A 16,837-nucleotide genomic window follows, 5' to 3' on the forward strand; every position below is an offset into this window, starting at 1 on the left:
TATCGTGGCAGGGGAGAGCGCAGGGACAGGAACGGGACAGCCGTCGGGGGAACAGAGCGATGAGCATGACGGGCGGGACAGGCGTGACGGACATGACCACGGGCGTTACCGAGAGCGATGCGCGGCAGACGCTGCACCGGGTCTTCGGGTACGAGACGTTCCGCGGCGAGCAGGAATCGGTCGTCGACCACGTGGTGGCGGGCGGTGACGCCGTCGTCCTCATGCCCACCGGAGGCGGAAAGTCCCTCTGCTACCAGATCCCGTCCCTGGTCAGACGGGGCACGGGCATCGTCATCTCCCCGCTGATCGCCCTGATGCAGGACCAGGTGGACGCGCTGCGGGCCCTCGGCGTGCGGGCCGGGTTCATCAACTCCACGCAGGACTTCGACGAGCGCCGCTCGATGGAGGCCCAGTTCCTCGCCGGCGAGCTGGACCTCCTGTACCTGGCGCCCGAGCGCCTGCGCCTGGACTCCACGCTCGGCCTGCTCTCCCGCGGCGAGATCTCCGTCTTCGCGATCGACGAGGCGCACTGCGTCGCCCAGTGGGGCCACGACTTCCGGCCCGACTACCTGGCCCTGTCCGTGCTGGGCGAGCGCTGGCCCGACGTCCCGCGCATCGCCCTGACGGCCACGGCGACCGGTGCCACGCACCGCGAGATCACCCAGCGTCTCGGGATGCCCGACGCCAAGCACTTCGTGGCCAGCTTCGACCGGCCCAACATCCAGTACCGCATCGTGCCCAAGGCCGACCCGAAGAAGCAGCTGCTCACCTTCCTCAAGGAGGAGCACACCGGGGACGCGGGCATCGTCTACTGCCTCTCGCGCAATTCCACCGAGAAGACCGCCGAGTACCTCTGCCGCAACGGCATCGAGGCCGTCCCGTACCACGCGGGCCTGGACGCCGGCACCCGCGCGACCCACCAGTCCCGCTTCCTGCGCGAGGAGGGCCTCGTCGTCGTCGCGACGATCGCCTTCGGCATGGGCATCGACAAGCCGGACGTGCGCTTCGTCGCCCACCTGGACCTGCCGAAGTCCGTCGAGGGCTACTACCAGGAGACCGGCCGGGCCGGGCGTGACGGAGCCCCGTCCACGGCCTGGATGGCGTACGGACTCCAGGACGTCGTCCAGCAGCGCAAGCTCATCCAGGGCGGGGAGGGCGACGAGGCGTTCCGCCGCCGTGCCGCCTCTCACCTGGACTCCATGCTGGCGCTCTGCGAGACCGTCCAGTGCCGCCGGGCCCAGCTGCTCACGTACTTCGGCCAGGAGCCCACCGCGGCCTCCTGCGGCAACTGCGACACCTGCCTGACCCCGCCCGAGACCTGGGACGGCACGGTGGTCTCCCAGAAGCTGCTGTCCACGGTGGTCCGGCTGAAGCGGGAGCGCGGACAGAAGTTCGGCGCCGGCCAGATCATCGACATCCTGCTCGGCCGCAAGACCGCGAAGGTCATCCAGTTCGACCACGACCAGCTCTCGGTGTTCGGCATCGGAGAAGAGCTGGCCGAGGCGGAATGGCGCGGCGTGGTCCGGCAGTTGCTGGCCCAGGGCCTGATCGCCGTCGAGGGCGAGTACGGCACGCTGGTGCTGACGGAGGAGAGCGGCACCGTGCTCGGCCGGGAGCGCGAGGTGCTGCTCCGCAAGGAGGCCGCGAAGCCCGCTTCCCGCTCCTCGTCGTCGCAGGGCGACCGGAAGGCGAAGTCCTCGGCGGCCGCAGCCGAGCTCCCGGCGGAGGCCCTCCCGGTCTTCGAGGCGCTGCGCGCCTGGCGCGGCGCCCAGGCCAAGGAGCTCGGCCTGCCCGCGTATGTGATCTTCCACGACGCGACGCTGCGCGAGATCGCGACCCTGCGTCCGTCGTCGCTCGGCGAGCTGGGTGGGATCAGCGGACTGGGCGAGAAGAAGCTGGCGACGTACGGGGAGGGCGTGCTGGAGGTCCTGGCGGGGCTCCCGGGCGATACGGCGGCGTCCGTGACCCCTGCGGAGGCGGCCTCGGAGGCGCCCCGGGCCCCGGCACCCGCTGCCCCGGCCCGGGTGACGGCCCCGTCCGCAGCTCCGTCCGCCGACCCGGAGTTCGGCTGGGACGAGGAGCCGCCGGAGTACGAGTGAGCCCCGGCTGCGACGGGCGGCGGACCTACTGCGGGTCCGCCGCTCGGCGGCGCGGGGTGATCGCCGTGAGATCGAGATCGACCGGGAAGGGGACGGACACCTTCATCCGGTCGTGGAAGATCCCGGTCGAGGTATAGGCACCGGTGGCCGGCTCCAGCTCGAAGACGTAGACCACGGCTCGGCCGTCGTGGTTCTCCACCCGCCAGAAGTGCGGGATCTTCACCCGGGCGTACTTCACCGGCTTGGTCTCCCGGTCACGCGACCGCGACTCCGGCGACACGACCTCGATGGCCAGCTTCACGGAAGCGGCGGGGAAGCGGGTCTGATCCGGGTCCTGGATGATCTCGCCGTCGACGACGATCACATCGGGCTCGGGCCGGTTGAAGCGGTCGATGTCGATCGTGAACTCACGCACGACCTCCAGGTCGGGCGGCGCCAGCGACTGCAGCTGCCACTCGAAGAAGCTGACCGCCCGAGAACGGAACAGGGTCTGCGGACTCACGAAAACAAGGCTCCCGTCGATCAGCTCCGTGTGCGGAGGCAGATTCGGGAGTGTGTCCAGGTCATCGGCGGTCCAGCCGCCCACGGGCGGGACCGCCCACCGCGGCTCGGGGCCCTCGGGTTCGACGCTCATCAGTGCTCCCATGAGCCGGAGTCTGGCGGAATGCTCCAGCGTATCCGCAAGGAACCGGCTCCGGCTTGCCCAAACATGTGAACGAGTCGCGTGCCGTTGACCGCCGCCCCCGCCCCTGCCCCCGCCCCGCCCCTGCCCCCGCCCCCGCCCGCACCGCCCGGCGCCGCCGCCTCAGGAGTCGCTGCCGGAGCTCATCCCCGCCTGCCCCGCCCGCCTCCCGGAACGATCCGGCGCGTCCCGGCGGACGTTGCGGTACACCGCATGGGCCGGCCACCGTTCCTGGACCAGTGACCGCATCGCCGAACGGGACGGACGGCCGCCCCCGGCCACATGCGGGTCGAGGCCGGCCGCCGAGACGAGCGCGGCCGGCGCGCGGCTGCGGTGGTCCGGCAGCCCGGCCGGCTCGGCCGCCGCGAACCGCTCCCGGACGTGGACCGCGTAGCTCTGCGGCCCCGCCGGGTGGCGGTGGTGGGGCACCAGGCCGAGGAAGCGCCGGGTCTCCCGCAGCAGGACCCCGCTCTGCACCGCCGCCTCCAGATACATGCCCCCGGCCGGCTGCCCGGCGCGCCGGACCCAGCCCTCGGCCGGGACGCCCGAGCGGCCCTTGCCCGGTCCGGGCAGGCTCCGCATCAGCGCGGCGAGCACCGGGTCCGGCGGCTCCAGCGGGTTGACCACCTGGATCCTGTCGCGCTGTGCGGTGATCCGTCCCTGGAGCTCCAGCTCCGCCAGGGCCGCCCCGGCCATCGCGTACTCCAGGGAACGGCCGCGGCAGTACGGCTTGCCGCGCAGCGGGTCCAGCGCGAGCAGCAGCAGTTCCTCGGGCAGCGTGGATCCGGGCGGCGGTGTGGTCATGGCGCGGACACGATCCGTCCGGTCACCTCGCCGAGACCGACCCGGGTGCCGTCGGGGCCGGGGGCCCACGCCGTCAGCGTCACCGTGTCGCCGTCCTCCAGGAACGTGCGCTTGCCCTCCGGGAGTTCGAGCGCATCGCGCCCGTTCCAGGTGAGTTCGAGCAGGGAGCCGCGCTGGGCCGGTTCGGCGCCGCTGATGGTGCCGGAGCCGTACAGGTCACCGGTGCGCAGCGAGGCGCCGTTCACCGTCATCTGCGCCAGCTGCTGGGCCGCCGTCCAGTACATCGTGGAGAACGGCGGCTCCGCGACGACCTGGCCGTTGATCGCGACGGAGAGCCGGAGGTCGAAGCCGCCGGGCTCCTCCTCGTCCGCGTCGTCGAGATAGGGCAGCAGCGGGAAGTCGCGTGCGGGGGGTGCGGTCCGGGCCGCGTCCAGGGCCTCCAGCGGTGTCACCCACGCCGATACGGACGTCGCGAAGGACTTGCCGAGGAAGGGGCCCAGCGGGACGTACTCCCAGGCCTGGATGTCGCGCGCCGACCAGTCGTTGAGGAGCGACAGGCCGAAGACGTGCTCGCGGAAGTCGGCGAGCGGCACCGGGCGGCCCTGCTCCGAGCCGACTCCGACGACGAATCCGACCTCGGCCTCGATGTCCAGCTTGACGGACGGGCCGAAGACGGGCGCCGGGTCGGCAGGGGCCTTGCGCTGCCCCGCCGGGCGCACCACGTCCGTACCGGAGACCACGACCGTGCCCGCACGGCCGTGGTAGCCGATCGGCAGGTGCTTCCAGTTGGGGGTGAGCGCGTCGCCGTCCGGGCGGAAGATGCGGCCGACGTTGGTGGCGTGGTGCTCGCTCGCGTAGAAGTCCACGTAGTCCGCGACCCGGTAGGGCAGGTGGAGCGTCACGGAGTCGACGGGGTACAGCAGCGGTTCGATGTCCGCGCGGTGGGCCGGCACCGTCACCCAGGCGGTCAGCGCCCGGCGCACGTCGCTCCAGGCGGTGCGGCCGGCCGCGAGCAGGGCCATCAGGTCGGGCTGGGCCAGCAGTTGCGCATAGGGCGAACCCAGCGCGTGCGCGGCCGCCCCGGCGTCCAGCACATGGCCGCCGATGCGGACACCGACCCGTCGCTCGCCGGGCCGGTCGGGGGTGGAGAAAACACCGTACGGAAGGTTGTGCGGGCCGAAGGGGTCGCCCTCGGCCACATCGAGCGGGCTGCTCTGCTCGGGCATCTGTTGCTGCCTCGCTTTCCAGGTCGCTTGGGGGACACGTTACGTGGGGGACATCCCCCAGCGGCAGTGCCTCGATCATCCCCAATGCCCGGAAAGTTCCGCCGTATCCCCGTGAACACGGGGATACGGCGGTGGAGTTCAGCCCGACGTGCGCGGAATCCGCTTCTCCCAGGTCCGGTGGAAGACGACCTCGCCGCCGTCCTTGCAGACCACCTCGTTGGAGGTGATGAAGTCGTCCGCGTCGGCGGAGATCTCGGAGCGCGTCTCGACCAGCACGTCCCAGGCCATCTCCGGCCGGTGCAGCCGGATCGTCCAGTCGGAACGGGTGCGCGCGGAGAGCGGGTCGCTCTCCTGGATCGTGTACGTCTCCACCGCGTCCTCGGTGAACTCCAGTCCGTCCGGGTAGACGCGCGTGCCGCCGTAGCGGGGGTCGACCTCCATCCGCCACTCGCCCTTGGCGACATCGCGGACCACCAGCCGCTCGGGACGCTGCTCGTCGAGCGTGACGGGGAAGACGACGCCCAGCGGCTCCGACTGCTCCGGCTCCTCGAAGCGGATCGAGGGGTCCTCGGTGTGCCGGCGCACCGGAAGCTCGACGAGGCTGCCGTCGGCCTCCAGGGTGAAGCCCTTCGAGCCGGCCTGCGGCCAGATCCACGGCCAGTACGAGGAGGAGACCGCCAGCCTGATCCGGTGTCCGGGCGGGAAGGTGTGCCCGATGCCGTTCAGCTCGAACGTCACGTCCTCGGTGGTGCCGACGGGCCAGTCCTCGGTGCGGTCCCGGCCGTTGCGGGCGGCGAGGTTGAGGACGCCGCGGGTGACGAGGGTGGAGGAGCCGTCGGGGGCGACGTCGCAGAGCCGGGCGATCGCCTGGCCGCGCGGTACGTCCATCCGGATGCGCAGCTTCACCCGGGGGCGGCCCAGGATCTCGATCGGGGCGGCCTCGACCGGGAACTCGAAGCACGCGGACTTGGCGTCCTCGTCACGCTGGTCGGGCGGCAGATCGGCGTCGTTGCCGAACGGGAAGAACCGCCCGGCGTCCACCCCGGTCTGCTGCGGCGAGTCGACGATCTGCGGCCCGCCCTGGAGGGCGTACGCGACCGGCGTGACGTTCTCCGAGGGCCAGCTGGTCTCCCCGACCCAGCGGCCGGGCAGCGTCTCGTAGACCGTGGCCGGCCGGTGCGACTCGCTGATCCAGGACCGCAGCAGCGGCTCCGCCATGACGCCGGTGTCCTTGTCCTTCAGGTGCTGGTCCCACCAGCGCAGCGTCTCCTGGAGGAAGCCGATGCCGGGCCCCGGAGGGAGCCCGCGGTCGGGGTACTGGTGCGACCAGGGACCGATCAGCCCGCGGACCTTCCCGGGGTCCAGGTGCTCGACGAGCCGGAGCACGGTGTCGCGGTACGGGTCGTGCCAGCCGCCGACCGCGAGGACGTTCGCTGTGATGGCGGAGTAGTCCTCGCAGACGCTGCCGTGCTTCCAGTAGTCGTCGCGCGTCTGATGGGCCAGCCAGGTGTGGATGAAGGGGTCCACGGCTTCGAGCCGGTTCAGCCACATCTCCCGCCAGTCGCCGCCGACGTCCGCCGGGTCGGGCGGCCGGCTGACGAAGGCCAGCATGGTCGCCGCCCAGGCGTGCATGTCCACGGCGAGGACCGATCCGCCCATGTAGTGGACGTCGTTGTCGTAGCGGTCGTCGGCCGAGCACACCGTGACGATCGCCTTCAGGGGCTCGGGGGCGAGCGCGGCGATCTGGAGCGAGTTGAATCCGCCCCAGGAGATGCCGAACATGCCGACCCGGCCGGAGCACCACTCCTGCTGGGCCAGCCAGTGGATGACGGCGACCCCGTCCGCGAGCTCCGTCGCGTCGTACTCGTCGCCCGGCATGCCCTCGCTGTTGCCGTGCCCGCGCACGTCGACCCGGACCGAGGCGTAGCCGTGGCCCGCGTACCAGGGGTGGCGCTGCCAGTCGCGCGGCGCGGTCCAGTCGCTCAGCCGGTAGGGCAGGTACTCCAGCAGCGCGGGGACGGGTTCGTCCGTGACCGGCCGCCAGATCCGGGCGTACAGCTGGGTGCCGTCCGGGAGCGGGATATAGAGGTCCTCGCGGGTCGTCTCGTACGGGAACGCGGTCTGGATGTGCATGGGGGTACCTCAGTGGACGGGGTGCATGGTGCGCTTGAGCCAGGGTGCGGCGGCGATGACGGCCACACCGGCCACCACCGCGATAGCGCCATTGACACCGAAGTAGGCGGGGTTGGAGACCTCGCCGTACAGCTTCACGATCTGGGCCTGGATGCCGTTGGCGAGGGCCAGTGAGAGGAACCAGAGCGCCATCGTCTGGCTGGCGAACGCCTTCGGGGCGAGCTTCGTGGTCGCGGACATGCCGGAGGTCTCCAGCAGGATGTCGCCGAGCCCGAGCAGCAGGTACGAGCCGACGATCCACCAGGCGGCCATCTTGTACGTGTCGTCGGAGTGCCCCGACGTGGGCAGGACCATCAGCAGGAACGAGAGCCCGCCGAGGATCACGCCGAACGCGATCTTGTTGGACGCGTGCGGCTGGCGGGGCCCCATCTTCGCCCAGACGGCGGCGACCACCGGAGCGAGCGCCACCTCGAAGGCGCCGAGCGCGGAGGCGTACCAGCTGGCCGGGAAGTGGAAGCCGAAGATCTCCGTGCGCGCGTTGGTCGACGCGAGCAGCATCATCGTCGAGTACGCCTGGAAGAGGATGAAGTTGAAGACGACGGAGGCCAGGAACAGCACCACGTACGGGCGCAGCCTGCCGCGCTCCTCCGCGGTGACCCGCGGGCTGCGGAACATCACCACGAAGTAGACGATCGGCGCGATCACGGAGATCAGCGTGAGCAGGTCGACGAAGCGGTCCATGGTGAGCCAGCCCGCCAGGGCCAGCGCGGTGGCGAGGGCGGCGACCACGAGGACGCCGACCACGATGAGCCGGACCGCCCGGCGCATGGGTCCGGGGGCCAGTGCGAACTCGGCGGTGTTCTTACGCCCGGCCAGGTGACGGCGGCCCAGTACGTACTGGATCAGGCCGAGCGTCATACCGAATGCGGCGGCCGAGAATCCCCAGTGCCAGCTCGCGTGGTCACCGAGCCAGCCGGTGATCAGCGGGCCGAGGAACGCGCCGATGTTGATGGCCATGTAATAGAGGGCGAAGCCGGCGTCGCGGCGCTCGTCCTCGGTGCGGTAGAGCTTGCCGACCATGGTGGCGACATTGGGCTTGAGCAGGCCCGTTCCGGCGCTGATCAGGCCCAGGCCGACCCAGGTCATGGCGTCGGTGGGCACCGCCATGGCGTAGTGCCCGATGGCGATGAGGATGCCGCCGTACAGGACGGCGCGGTACGAGCCGAGGATCCGGTCGGCCAGCCAGCCGCCGGCCACGGAGACCAGGTAGACGAGGGTGCCGTAGGCGGCGGAGACGGACGCGGCGGTGCCGGCCTCCATCCCCATGCCGCCGTTGGCGACGGTGTCGGCGAAGTAGAGGACCAGGATCGCCTGCATGCCGAGGAACGAGAACCGCTCCCAGACCTCCAGGCCGGACAGGGTCATCAGACCCCGTGGCTGGCCGAAAAAGGCGTGGTCGTCGCCCGGCGGCGGCTGGGCCGGTTCGGTGTCGGTGGCGGTGTGGGACAAAGCGACAACTCCTGATCGTATGAGCTGATCCCGAACATACCGGCGGTGGCGGGAAGGCGCCCACGGTGATCCAAAGGGGACCGGATACGCTGACTTGAGTGATGACAGCGACACATCGACATTCCGTGTGATCGTCAGCAGACAGGAGATCCCCTCGTGACCGTCGTCGGGCCGTTCGGACTGAGCGTGCGGGACCAGGCTCTTGAGGCCGGTGTCCAGGCCGGTTTGGCTGCTGTCGAGTCGGGGCTGCTCGATGCCACCAAGAGTGAGGTGCCCTTCATCACGGAGGCCGCCCAGCACCTGGTGCGCGCGGGCGGCAAGCGGTTCCGGCCCCTCCTGGCGATGCTGGCCGCCCAGTTCGGTGACGCCGACGCCCCGGGCGTGGTGCCTGCCGCCGTGGTCGTCGAGCTGACCCACCTCGCGACGCTTTACCACGACGACGTGATGGACGAGGCCGACGTACGCCGCGGCGTCGACAGCGCCAATTCCCGCTGGGGCAATTCGGTGGCCGTGCTGACCGGCGACTTCCTCTTCGCGCGCGCGTCGCACATCCTGGCCGACCTCGGCCCCGAGGCCGTCCGCATCCAGGCCGAGGCGTTCGAGCGTCTGGTCACCGGCCAGATCCTGGAGACCGCCGGCCCGCGCGACGGGCGCGACCCGGTCGAGCACTACCTCGACGTGATGCGCGGCAAGACCGGCTCGCTGATCGCCGTAGCCTGCCGGTTCGGCGCCATGATGTCCGGCGCCGACGTGTCGGCGACCGACATCCTCACCCAGTACGGCGAGCGCCTCGGCGTCGCCTTCCAGCTCGCCGACGACGTCCTCGACATCGCGTCCGACTCCCACGAGTCCGGCAAGACCCCTGGCACCGACCTCCTCGAAGGCATCCCGACCCTGCCGGTCCTCCACCTGAGGGCGCAGGCCGCCGCCGACGGCAAGCCGGACGACCTGGAGCTCGTCGAGCTGCTGGACAGCGACCTGAACGAGCCGGGCCGGCTCGACGAGGCACTGCGCCGGCTGCGCGCCCACCCCGCGCTCGACCAGGCACGACGCGACACTGTCCGGTACGCCCAGGAGGCGAGGGCCACCCTGGCGCCGCTGCCCTCGTGCTACGCCAAGGACGCCCTCGAAGAGATGTGCGACGCCGTGGTGCACCGCGCGGGCTGAGCGCCTTCCGACGGGACCCCTACTGGTCGGTGGAGCAATCGCTCCTCGGCGTCATCCCGGAGAGGTACGCGGAGTTGCACCCGCGGGCTGACGCCTTGAGCCGCCCGATTTGGTCAGATGGAGAACAACCACTCCTGACCAAAACGGGTGAGAATGGCGGCACGGAGTGGACGAGTGCATCCGGACGGAAGCCGCCGACCACGGAGGTAGGGCACACATGGCACCGAACGACAGCGCAGGCACCAACGGCACGGCAGCGCCCGGCACCAAGGGCGCCGTCGCGGGCCGCCGGAAGGCGGTGCGCTACATCGTCCCGGTCGCGGTGGCGGGAGTCGCGGCCGCGACGATCGGGCTGGTACCGGCGCTCGCCAGCTCGGGAGACCCCGATCTGCCGAAGATCACCGCGCAGGAACTCATCGAGAAGATCGCCGCCTCGGACACGCAGCAGCTCTCCGGCACGGTGAAGATCAGCACCGACCTCGGCATCCCGTCGATGGGCGGCCTGGTCGGCTCCTTCGTCCCGGACGGCGCGGGCGACAAGGGTTCGGCGAGCGCCGACCCGCAGACCAAGCTGACGGAGCTGGCCTCCGGCACGCACACCCTCCGGGTGGCCGCCGACGGTCCCGACAAGCAGCGGGTGTCGATCCTGGACCGGGCGTCCGAGTACAGCCTGATCCACAACGGGGACCAGGTCTGGGCGTACGACAGCGAGTCGAACGCGGTCCACCACGCCACCCGGAAGGCGGGCGAGGACCGGAAGGAGACGGAGAAGGGCGAGCGTGCCGTCCCCGACGGCGTACCCACCACTCCGAAGGCCCTGGCCGAGCAGGCGCTGAAGGCCGCCGACGGCACCACGTCCGTCACGGTGGACGGCACCGCGCAGGTCGCCGGGCGCGACGCGTACCGGCTGGTCATCAAGCCCGAGCAGAGCGGCTCCACGATCGGCTCGATCACCGTCGCGGTGGACGCGGAGAACGGCGTACCGCTCAAGTTCACCCTGCAGCCCAGCAGCGGCGGCAAGGCGGCGATCGACGCCGGGTTCACCTCGGTCGACTTCGGCAAGCCCGACGCGTCCTTGTTCTCCTTCACCCCTCCCAAGGGCGCCGATGTGACCGAGGCGGACGAGGCCGAGGGCCACGGGAAGGCCGAGGCCGAGAAGGCGAAGGGCGACCTGAGCGCGTTCGAGGGGATGAACGTGATCGGCAAGGGCTGGAACACCATCGCCGAGATCAGGACCCCCGGCGGGGCGGCCCTCCCGTCGGCGGAGTCGGGCGACGTACCGGCCGAGGCGCAGCAGTTCCTCGACGCCCTCGGCGACAAGGTCACCGGAAAGTTCGGCTCGGGCACGGTCTTCAAGACGCGCCTGGTCAACGCTCTGATGACGGACGACGGCCGTGTCTACGTCGGTGCGGTCACCAAGGACGCGCTGGTGAAGGCGGCGGACAACGCCGGCTGACACGCCGATCGGTACACCTTTCGCCCCCACCCCGTCGTAGCCTCCGTACGGCGGGGCGGGTGCGATCCGCGGCCGTTGTCCGCACCGGCCGCCTTCCGGACCCGCCGCTTTCCGTACCACCGCATTCCGTACCCACCGCTTTCCGAACCAAGGGGAGTACGCATGACCGAGTCCGGGACCGTGAGCGGGCCCAGGGCCCGTCCGGCGGTGAGTGAGGCCGCGCCCGTGATCGAGACCAGGGGGCTGACCAAGCGCTACCGGGGCGGCCAGCTCGCCGTCGACGGTCTCGACCTCACCGTCCCGGGCGGCAGCGTCTTCGGCTTCCTCGGGCCCAACGGCTCCGGGAAGACCACCACGATCCGGATGCTGATGGGCCTGATCGATCCGACGTCCGGCACCGCGACGGTCCTCGGGCACTCCATGCCGGGCGCGGCCCGCACCGTGCTGCCCCAGGTCGGGGCGCTGATCGAAGGCCCCGCGCTGTACGGGTTCCTGAGCGGCCGGGACAACCTCGTGCGCTACGACCGGGCCGACCCCACCGCCGATCCGCGCACCCGGAGCGCCCGCGTCGGCGACGCCCTGGAGCGGGTCGGTCTCGCCGCCGCGGCCGGCAAGAAGGCCCGGGCCTACTCGCTGGGCATGAAGCAGCGCCTGGGCCTTGCCGCCGCCCTGCTCCGGCCCCGCAGGCTGCTCGTCCTGGACGAGCCGACCAACGGCCTGGACCCGCAGGGCATGCGGGAGATCCGCGCACTGGTCCGGGAGCTGGCCGCCGAGGGCACCACGGTCTTCCTCTCCTCCCACCTCCTCGACGAGATCGAGCAGATCTGCACCCACGCGGCAGTCATGGCCAGGGGCCGGCTGATCACCCAGGGGCCCGTCGCCGACCTCGCCGCGGGCACCCTCGGCCGGCTCGCCGTCACCACGCCGGACCCGGCCGACGCCGCCCGCATCCTCAAGGAGCACGGGATCACCGGCATCACCCCGGACGGCGACCGGGTACGGGCCGACGCCCCGCCGGGCTCCGTCGAACTCGCGGACCTGAACGCCGCCCTGGTCCACGGCGGGGTCCGGGTCCGGTCCTTCGGCGTCGAACGGGCCTCGCTGGAAGACGCCTTCGTCGCACTCACCGGAGAGGGATTCGATGTCGCAGGCTGAGCTCGCACCCGCCGAGGCCGCTCCGGTCCGGCGCAATCCGCTGTGGACACTCGGCATCCTGCGCTCCGAACTGACCACCACGCTGCGCCGGTGGCGCACGATCGCCCTGCTCGGAGTCCTGGCCGCCGTCCCCGTACTGATCGGGATCGCGGTGCGCATCGAGACGGCGGACGGCTCGTCGCCCGGTCCAGGCGGAGGCGGGGGAGGGCCCGCGTTCCTCTCCCAGGTGACCAACAACGGCCTCTTCCTGGTCTTCGCCTCCCTCGCCGCGACCCTCCCGGTCTTCCTCCCCATGGCGGTGGGCGTCATCGCGGGCGACGCGGTCGCGGGCGAGGCCAACGCGGGAACGCTGCGCTATCTGCTGGTCGCACCGGCCGGACGGACCCGGCTGCTCCTCGCCAAATACGCCTCCACCCTGGCCTTCTGCCTGGTCGCCACTCTCGTCGTCGCGGCCTCCGCACTGGCCGTGGGGGCGCTGCTCTTCCCCGTCGGCGAGGTCACGACGATCTCCGGGACCCGGATCGGCTTCGGCGAGGGGCTGCTCCGGGCGGGGCTCGTCGCGGTGGCGGTGGCGGCGTCACTGATCGGCTTCGCGGCGCTCGGACTCTTCGTCTCGACCCTTACCAACAGCGGGATCGCGGCCATGGCGGCGACGGTCGGCGTGCTGATCACCGTGCAGATCGTGGACACCATCCCGCAGCTGAGCGGGATCCACCCGTATCTCTTCCCGCACTACTGGCTGTCCTTCTCGGACCTGATGCGCGCGCCTGTGTACTGGGACGAGGTACTGAAGAACCTGGAGATGCAGGGGCTGTACGCGGCGGTGTTCGGCTCGGCGGCCTGGGCCAGGTTCACTGCGAAGGACATCACCGCGTGACGGGAGCGGCTCCGACAGCCGTACCGTCGGCCGGCGAGCCGTCCCCCGATCGGCTCGTCGCGGCACGAACGGCACGAACGGTGCGAAAGGTAAGGAACGAGCCGACACGGTACGTTCCGTTTCCCGCCTGAGTATTGTTCGGCTTTTGGCGACGGACTGTCAACAAGGATTGGCTCAAACAGACCTATGCTCACCGAATGATCACATCGCCGAGTTCGCTGCGCCGGAGCGAGAGCTCGCGCAGGGCGACGCTGGAGGCCGCCCTGGACCTCTGTACGGAGAAGGGGTACGGCCGCGTCACGGTCGAGGCCATCGCGGCGCGGGCCGGTGTCAGCAAGAAGACGATCTACCGGTGGTGGCCGTCGAAGAGCGCGGTACTGCTGGAGGCGTTCACGGAGGCGCTGGCCATTGCCACGCCGTTCGCCGACACCGGCGACATCGCCGAGGACCTGCGCTCCCATGTCACGAGCGCGGTCGCGTTCCTCGCCGATCCGCCCTACGGCCCGGCGTACGCCGGAATACTCTCCGAGCTCCATCACGACGACGATCTGGCCGAAACGGTACGCACCCAGTTGATCGATCCCCGCTTCGATGCGGCGGTCGAACGGCTGCGCAGCGCCCAGGACCAGGGTCAGGTCCCGCCGGGGGCGGACCTGCGCCTCGCGGTGGAGATGCTGTACGGCCCGGTCTACTACCGCCATGTCCTGCGCAAGCCGATGCAGGACGCGGAGACGGTGAGGGCGCTGGTCGAGCACGTGCTGCGGTCACTGGGGGCTGGGGAGGGCTGACGGGCGCGGCGCCGTCGGCGCCTCGCCGGCGTCAGCCGAAGACGCGCTCCAGGACCACCGCGACCCCGTCCTCCTCGTGGGACAGCGTCACCTCGTCCGCCGCCGCCCGCAGGAGCGGGTGGGCGTTCGCCATCGCCACGCCGTACCCGCAGCTACGGAACATCGGTAGATCGTTGGGCATGTCGCCGAAGGCGATCGCGGTCGCGGGGTCCAGACCCAGGTACTCGGCGGCGAGCGCGATTCCGGCGCCCTTGTCGACCCCGTACGGCTGAAGCTCGACGGTCCCCGGGCCGGACAGTGTGACGGTGGCCAGGTCGCCGACGGCCGCGTGGGCGGCGGCTGCCAGGGCGTCGTCGTCCAGTTCCGGGTGGCGGATCAGTACCTTGATGACCGGAGCCGCCCACAACTCCGCCCGGTGCAGGACCCGGTGGGCCGGCAGGGCGGGGTGCGGCATCAGGTAGCCGGGCTCGATCAGGGTCCGGCCCTCGGCCCCGTCCTGATCGACCGCCGCGAAGACCTGGCCGACCTGCGCCTCTATCTTGCCGAGCGCGGCATCGGCCGACTCCCGGTCCAGGGTGACCGTGCGCACGATGCGACCCGCCCCGGCGTCGTACAACTGCGTCCCCTGACCGCAGACCGCCAGCCCGCGGTAGTCCAGAGCCGCGAGCAGCGCCCGTACTCCCGGCACCGGCCGCCCGGTGACCACGAGGTGCCGGGCTCCGGCGGCTGCGGCGAGGCCGAGCGCGGCGCGGGTGCGGGGGCTCACGGAGTCGTCGCGGCGCAACAGGGTGCCGTCCAGGTCCGTGGCGACGAGGGCATATGCGGGCGGGATGGGCATGGGTCAAGCCTAGGGATCTCCGATTCCCGCTGTACGGCCCTGACCTGCGGCGATGGTCCGGTATGGGGAGGCGGCCCGGAGGATTTGGGTGCGTACTGGGAGGAAACGTACCGGCTGCGTGCCGGGCTTCGGGGCGCAGGCGGGGACATCCGGGCACGACCTAGAGTGCGGCCATGCCTCCGTCCGATGTTCTAAGGAAAATCTCGCTCAGGGAAGAGATCTCCTCGCTGCGGCAGCGACAGCAGCGTCGGCGGCGCTCGCGTCGGCGTCGGTTCGCCACGGCTGCCACAGCCGGTCTCGCTGTGATCGCCGGAGGCTTATGGCCTCTTCTGGGCACCGGGCCGCAGCCGGGCGACCATGCGCCCATGGCCGTATGCGCCGTCGACGGCACCACCCTGCGCGCCGACGTGGACGCGGATGGGCACCTGGACGAGATCCTCCACCAGAAGGGCGAAGGTGCCGGCTCGGTGGTCTTCCGGGGAGGCGATCACCGCACCACCGTCAGCGTGGCCGATGCCCGCGGGTTCTGGCAGAAGCTGCGAGGCGCGCTGAAGGAGGACATGGCGACACGGGGAGCCTTCGGTGACTTCGACGGTGACGGGTACCTCGATCTGGCGCTGTTCAACAGTCAGCACGACGCGGGCGACAGCCCGCGGGACACCATGCTGGTGCACGAGGTGCGCTATGGGCCTCTCGCCCGTGACCTGACCAGTCACCGGACCGGCAGCATCCGTATGGGTAGCCCGGCGTTCGTGTTCGGGGTGTGGGTCACCGACACCGACCATGACGGCCACGCCGAGCTCCAGGTCCTCCAGTCGAGCGGGGACGGCGTGGCTGTCCGCCATGTCGGTCGTCAGCGCGGCGGCGGGATCTCCATGAGCGATGAGGAAACCGATACCTACGCAGGGGCGGACTGGCCCGACGCAGAGCTCGGCCGGATCGACTTCCCCGCCTGCGCGGCCCGCTAGTGCTGTGACCGCACAGGTTCGCTGGGTTGGTCGTCGTGGCGGTTGGATGTGCGGTGACGTTCGATCCGACCGCTGGAGGCGCGGTGGCCGAGCCCTGTCCGTGTGCGCGGACTGACCGACCAGAAGGGGCAGCGGCTGCAGCAGACCGTGCGCCGGGGCAGCACCAACTCGGTTCCTATCGGCGCGCGATGGTGCTGCTGGCCTCGGCCGGCGGGAATCGGGTGCCGGTGATCGCCCAGCTGTTGGCGGCCGGCGAGGACACCGTGCGCGATGTGATCCACCGGTTCAACGAGATCGGCCTGGCCTGCCTGGACCCTCGGTGGGCGGGAGACCGTCCCCGCCTGCTCAGCGATGACGACGAGGACTTCGCCGTCCAGACGACCACCACCCGCCCCACCAAGCTCGGCCGACCTTCACTCGCCGGTCGCTACGCAAACTCGTCGCCTACCTGCGCACAGTCCACGGCCGAGTGATCCGTATCGGCCGCGAGGCTTACGCGGCCTGCTCGCCCGCATACGAAGCGAGAAGGGCATCCGTTGGAGCGGACGCCCCCAATACCGCAGCCTGACCAACCCCGAACTTACACAGCCACAGCGCATCACCGGTCCGCTCGTGGCCAAGCGCGGACGACCGAAGCGTTGTGAAGATGATCTCGGCCGGGCAGACCCGGAGCCCCGAACGGGGCCGGTTCAGGAGAAGGACGGCGCCAGAGGAGAACGGCTCAGGAGACGGACGGCTCGATCTCCCCCGCGAAGACGATGACCTGGTCGATGAGGCTCCGCCGCAGATGGACGACGTCCGTTCCCGCCAGGCGGGGGCCTCCGTCCGGAGTCGTGAAGACCCACTGGTACCGGGCCCACTCGTCCGGCATGTCCACCGCCGAACAGCGCACCATCGTGCCGGTCCCCGCGGGGTGGCGCCGGATGTCCAGCACGAACCGCTCGACCGCCTCGATCCCCTCACTGCGGCCCAACGGTCCCCAGAAGACCACGTCCGAGGTCAGGGCCTGGGAGAGCAGCGCAGTCACATAGCTGTCGTCCGAGGCGTTGAACGCGGAGATGAACGTGTCGATCGCGGACCGCGCGGTCTCTTCCTGCTCTTCCTGCATGCACCAGTAATACCAGTCGCCTCGCGG

The 16,837-nt window shown here is 71.0% G+C and carries 15 protein-coding genes; 8 read left to right on the forward strand and 7 right to left on the reverse strand.

Features of this window, described 5'->3' with window-relative positions; all coding sequences use genetic code 11:
* The first annotated feature begins 59 nt into the window (after positions 1-59).
* Positions 60-2,099, forward strand: a complete 2,040-nt coding sequence (gene recQ / locus ABT025_RS10225) for a DNA helicase RecQ (RefSeq protein ID WP_502971913.1) — start codon at positions 60-62, stop codon at positions 2,097-2,099.
* 25 nt (positions 2,100-2,124) lie between these two features.
* On the opposite strand, the gene ABT025_RS10230 is transcribed toward recQ, so the two are convergent.
* The 5 genes from ABT025_RS10230 to ABT025_RS10250 form a co-directional block, all read right to left on the reverse strand.
* Positions 2,125-2,733: a Uma2 family endonuclease gene (locus ABT025_RS10230; RefSeq protein ID WP_350992073.1), complete on the reverse strand. Its 609-nt coding sequence runs from the start codon at positions 2,731-2,733 to the stop codon at positions 2,125-2,127.
* Between the two features lie 171 nt (positions 2,734-2,904).
* Complete coding sequence (locus tag ABT025_RS10235; protein WP_350991983.1) at positions 2,905-3,585, reverse strand: GOLPH3/VPS74 family protein; 681 nt, start codon at positions 3,583-3,585, stop codon at positions 2,905-2,907.
* Positions 3,582-4,811, reverse strand: a complete 1,230-nt coding sequence (gene fahA / locus ABT025_RS10240; protein WP_350991985.1) for a fumarylacetoacetase — start codon at positions 4,809-4,811, stop codon at positions 3,582-3,584. The genes ABT025_RS10235 and fahA overlap by 4 nt, the downstream gene beginning before the upstream one ends.
* 138 nt (positions 4,812-4,949) lie before the next feature.
* Positions 4,950-6,944 (reverse strand): CocE/NonD family hydrolase, encoded by a 1,995-nt coding sequence (locus ABT025_RS10245; protein ID WP_350991987.1) that lies wholly within the window; start codon positions 6,942-6,944, stop codon positions 4,950-4,952.
* A 9-nt stretch (positions 6,945-6,953) separates the two neighbouring features.
* On the reverse strand, positions 6,954-8,453 hold the full coding sequence (locus ABT025_RS10250) for a peptide MFS transporter (protein WP_350991989.1): 1,500 nt from the start codon (positions 8,451-8,453) through the stop codon (positions 6,954-6,956).
* A 156-nt stretch (positions 8,454-8,609) separates the two neighbouring features.
* Here ABT025_RS10250 and ABT025_RS10255 point away from each other — a divergent pair, with 156 nt between their 5' ends.
* The 5 genes from ABT025_RS10255 to ABT025_RS10275 all read left to right on the forward strand — a co-directional run bounded on the left by ABT025_RS10255 (position 8,610) and on the right by ABT025_RS10275 (position 13,896).
* Positions 8,610-9,620: a polyprenyl synthetase family protein gene (locus tag ABT025_RS10255; protein ID WP_350991991.1), complete on the forward strand. Its 1,011-nt coding sequence runs from the start codon at positions 8,610-8,612 to the stop codon at positions 9,618-9,620.
* Between the two features lie 217 nt (positions 9,621-9,837).
* Positions 9,838-11,076, forward strand: coding sequence for a LolA family protein (locus ABT025_RS10260; RefSeq protein ID WP_350991993.1), 1,239 nt, complete (start codon positions 9,838-9,840; stop codon positions 11,074-11,076).
* Positions 11,077-11,238: 162 nt separating this feature from the next.
* Positions 11,239-12,231 (forward strand): ABC transporter ATP-binding protein, encoded by a 993-nt coding sequence (locus ABT025_RS10265; RefSeq protein WP_350991995.1) that lies wholly within the window; start codon positions 11,239-11,241, stop codon positions 12,229-12,231.
* Positions 12,218-13,108 carry an ABC transporter permease gene (locus ABT025_RS10270; protein WP_350991997.1) on the forward strand — a complete coding sequence of 297 codons (891 nt, stop codon included), beginning with the start codon at positions 12,218-12,220 and terminating at the stop codon, positions 13,106-13,108. The genes ABT025_RS10265 and ABT025_RS10270 overlap by 14 nt, the downstream gene beginning before the upstream one ends.
* Before the next feature lie 197 nt (positions 13,109-13,305).
* Positions 13,306-13,896 carry a TetR/AcrR family transcriptional regulator gene (locus tag ABT025_RS10275; protein ID WP_350991999.1) on the forward strand — a complete coding sequence of 197 codons (591 nt, stop codon included), beginning with the start codon at positions 13,306-13,308 and terminating at the stop codon, positions 13,894-13,896.
* A 31-nt stretch (positions 13,897-13,927) separates the two neighbouring features.
* On the opposite strand, the gene ABT025_RS10280 is transcribed toward ABT025_RS10275, so the two are convergent.
* Positions 13,928-14,734: an HAD family hydrolase gene (locus ABT025_RS10280; RefSeq protein WP_350992001.1), complete on the reverse strand. Its 807-nt coding sequence runs from the start codon at positions 14,732-14,734 to the stop codon at positions 13,928-13,930.
* Between the two features lie 365 nt (positions 14,735-15,099).
* Between ABT025_RS10280 and ABT025_RS10285 the strand changes: the two genes are divergently transcribed.
* On the forward strand, positions 15,100-15,702 hold the full coding sequence (locus tag ABT025_RS10285; protein WP_350992003.1) for a hypothetical protein: 603 nt from the start codon (positions 15,100-15,102) through the stop codon (positions 15,700-15,702).
* Positions 15,703-15,890: 188 nt separating this feature from the next.
* On the forward strand, positions 15,891-16,175 hold the full coding sequence (locus ABT025_RS39475; protein ID WP_502971914.1) for a helix-turn-helix domain-containing protein: 285 nt from the start codon (positions 15,891-15,893) through the stop codon (positions 16,173-16,175).
* A gap of 248 nt (positions 16,176-16,423) precedes the next feature.
* Here the strand turns inward: ABT025_RS39475 and ABT025_RS10295 are convergent, their stop codons facing one another.
* Positions 16,424-16,810, reverse strand: coding sequence for a nuclear transport factor 2 family protein (locus ABT025_RS10295; RefSeq protein WP_350992008.1), 387 nt, complete (start codon positions 16,808-16,810; stop codon positions 16,424-16,426).
* Positions 16,811-16,837 lie beyond the last annotated feature (27 nt).

The organism is Streptomyces sp. NPDC002809 (assembly GCF_040295435.1).
In the GTDB taxonomy this organism is placed as follows: domain Bacteria; phylum Actinomycetota; class Actinomycetes; order Streptomycetales; family Streptomycetaceae; genus Streptomyces.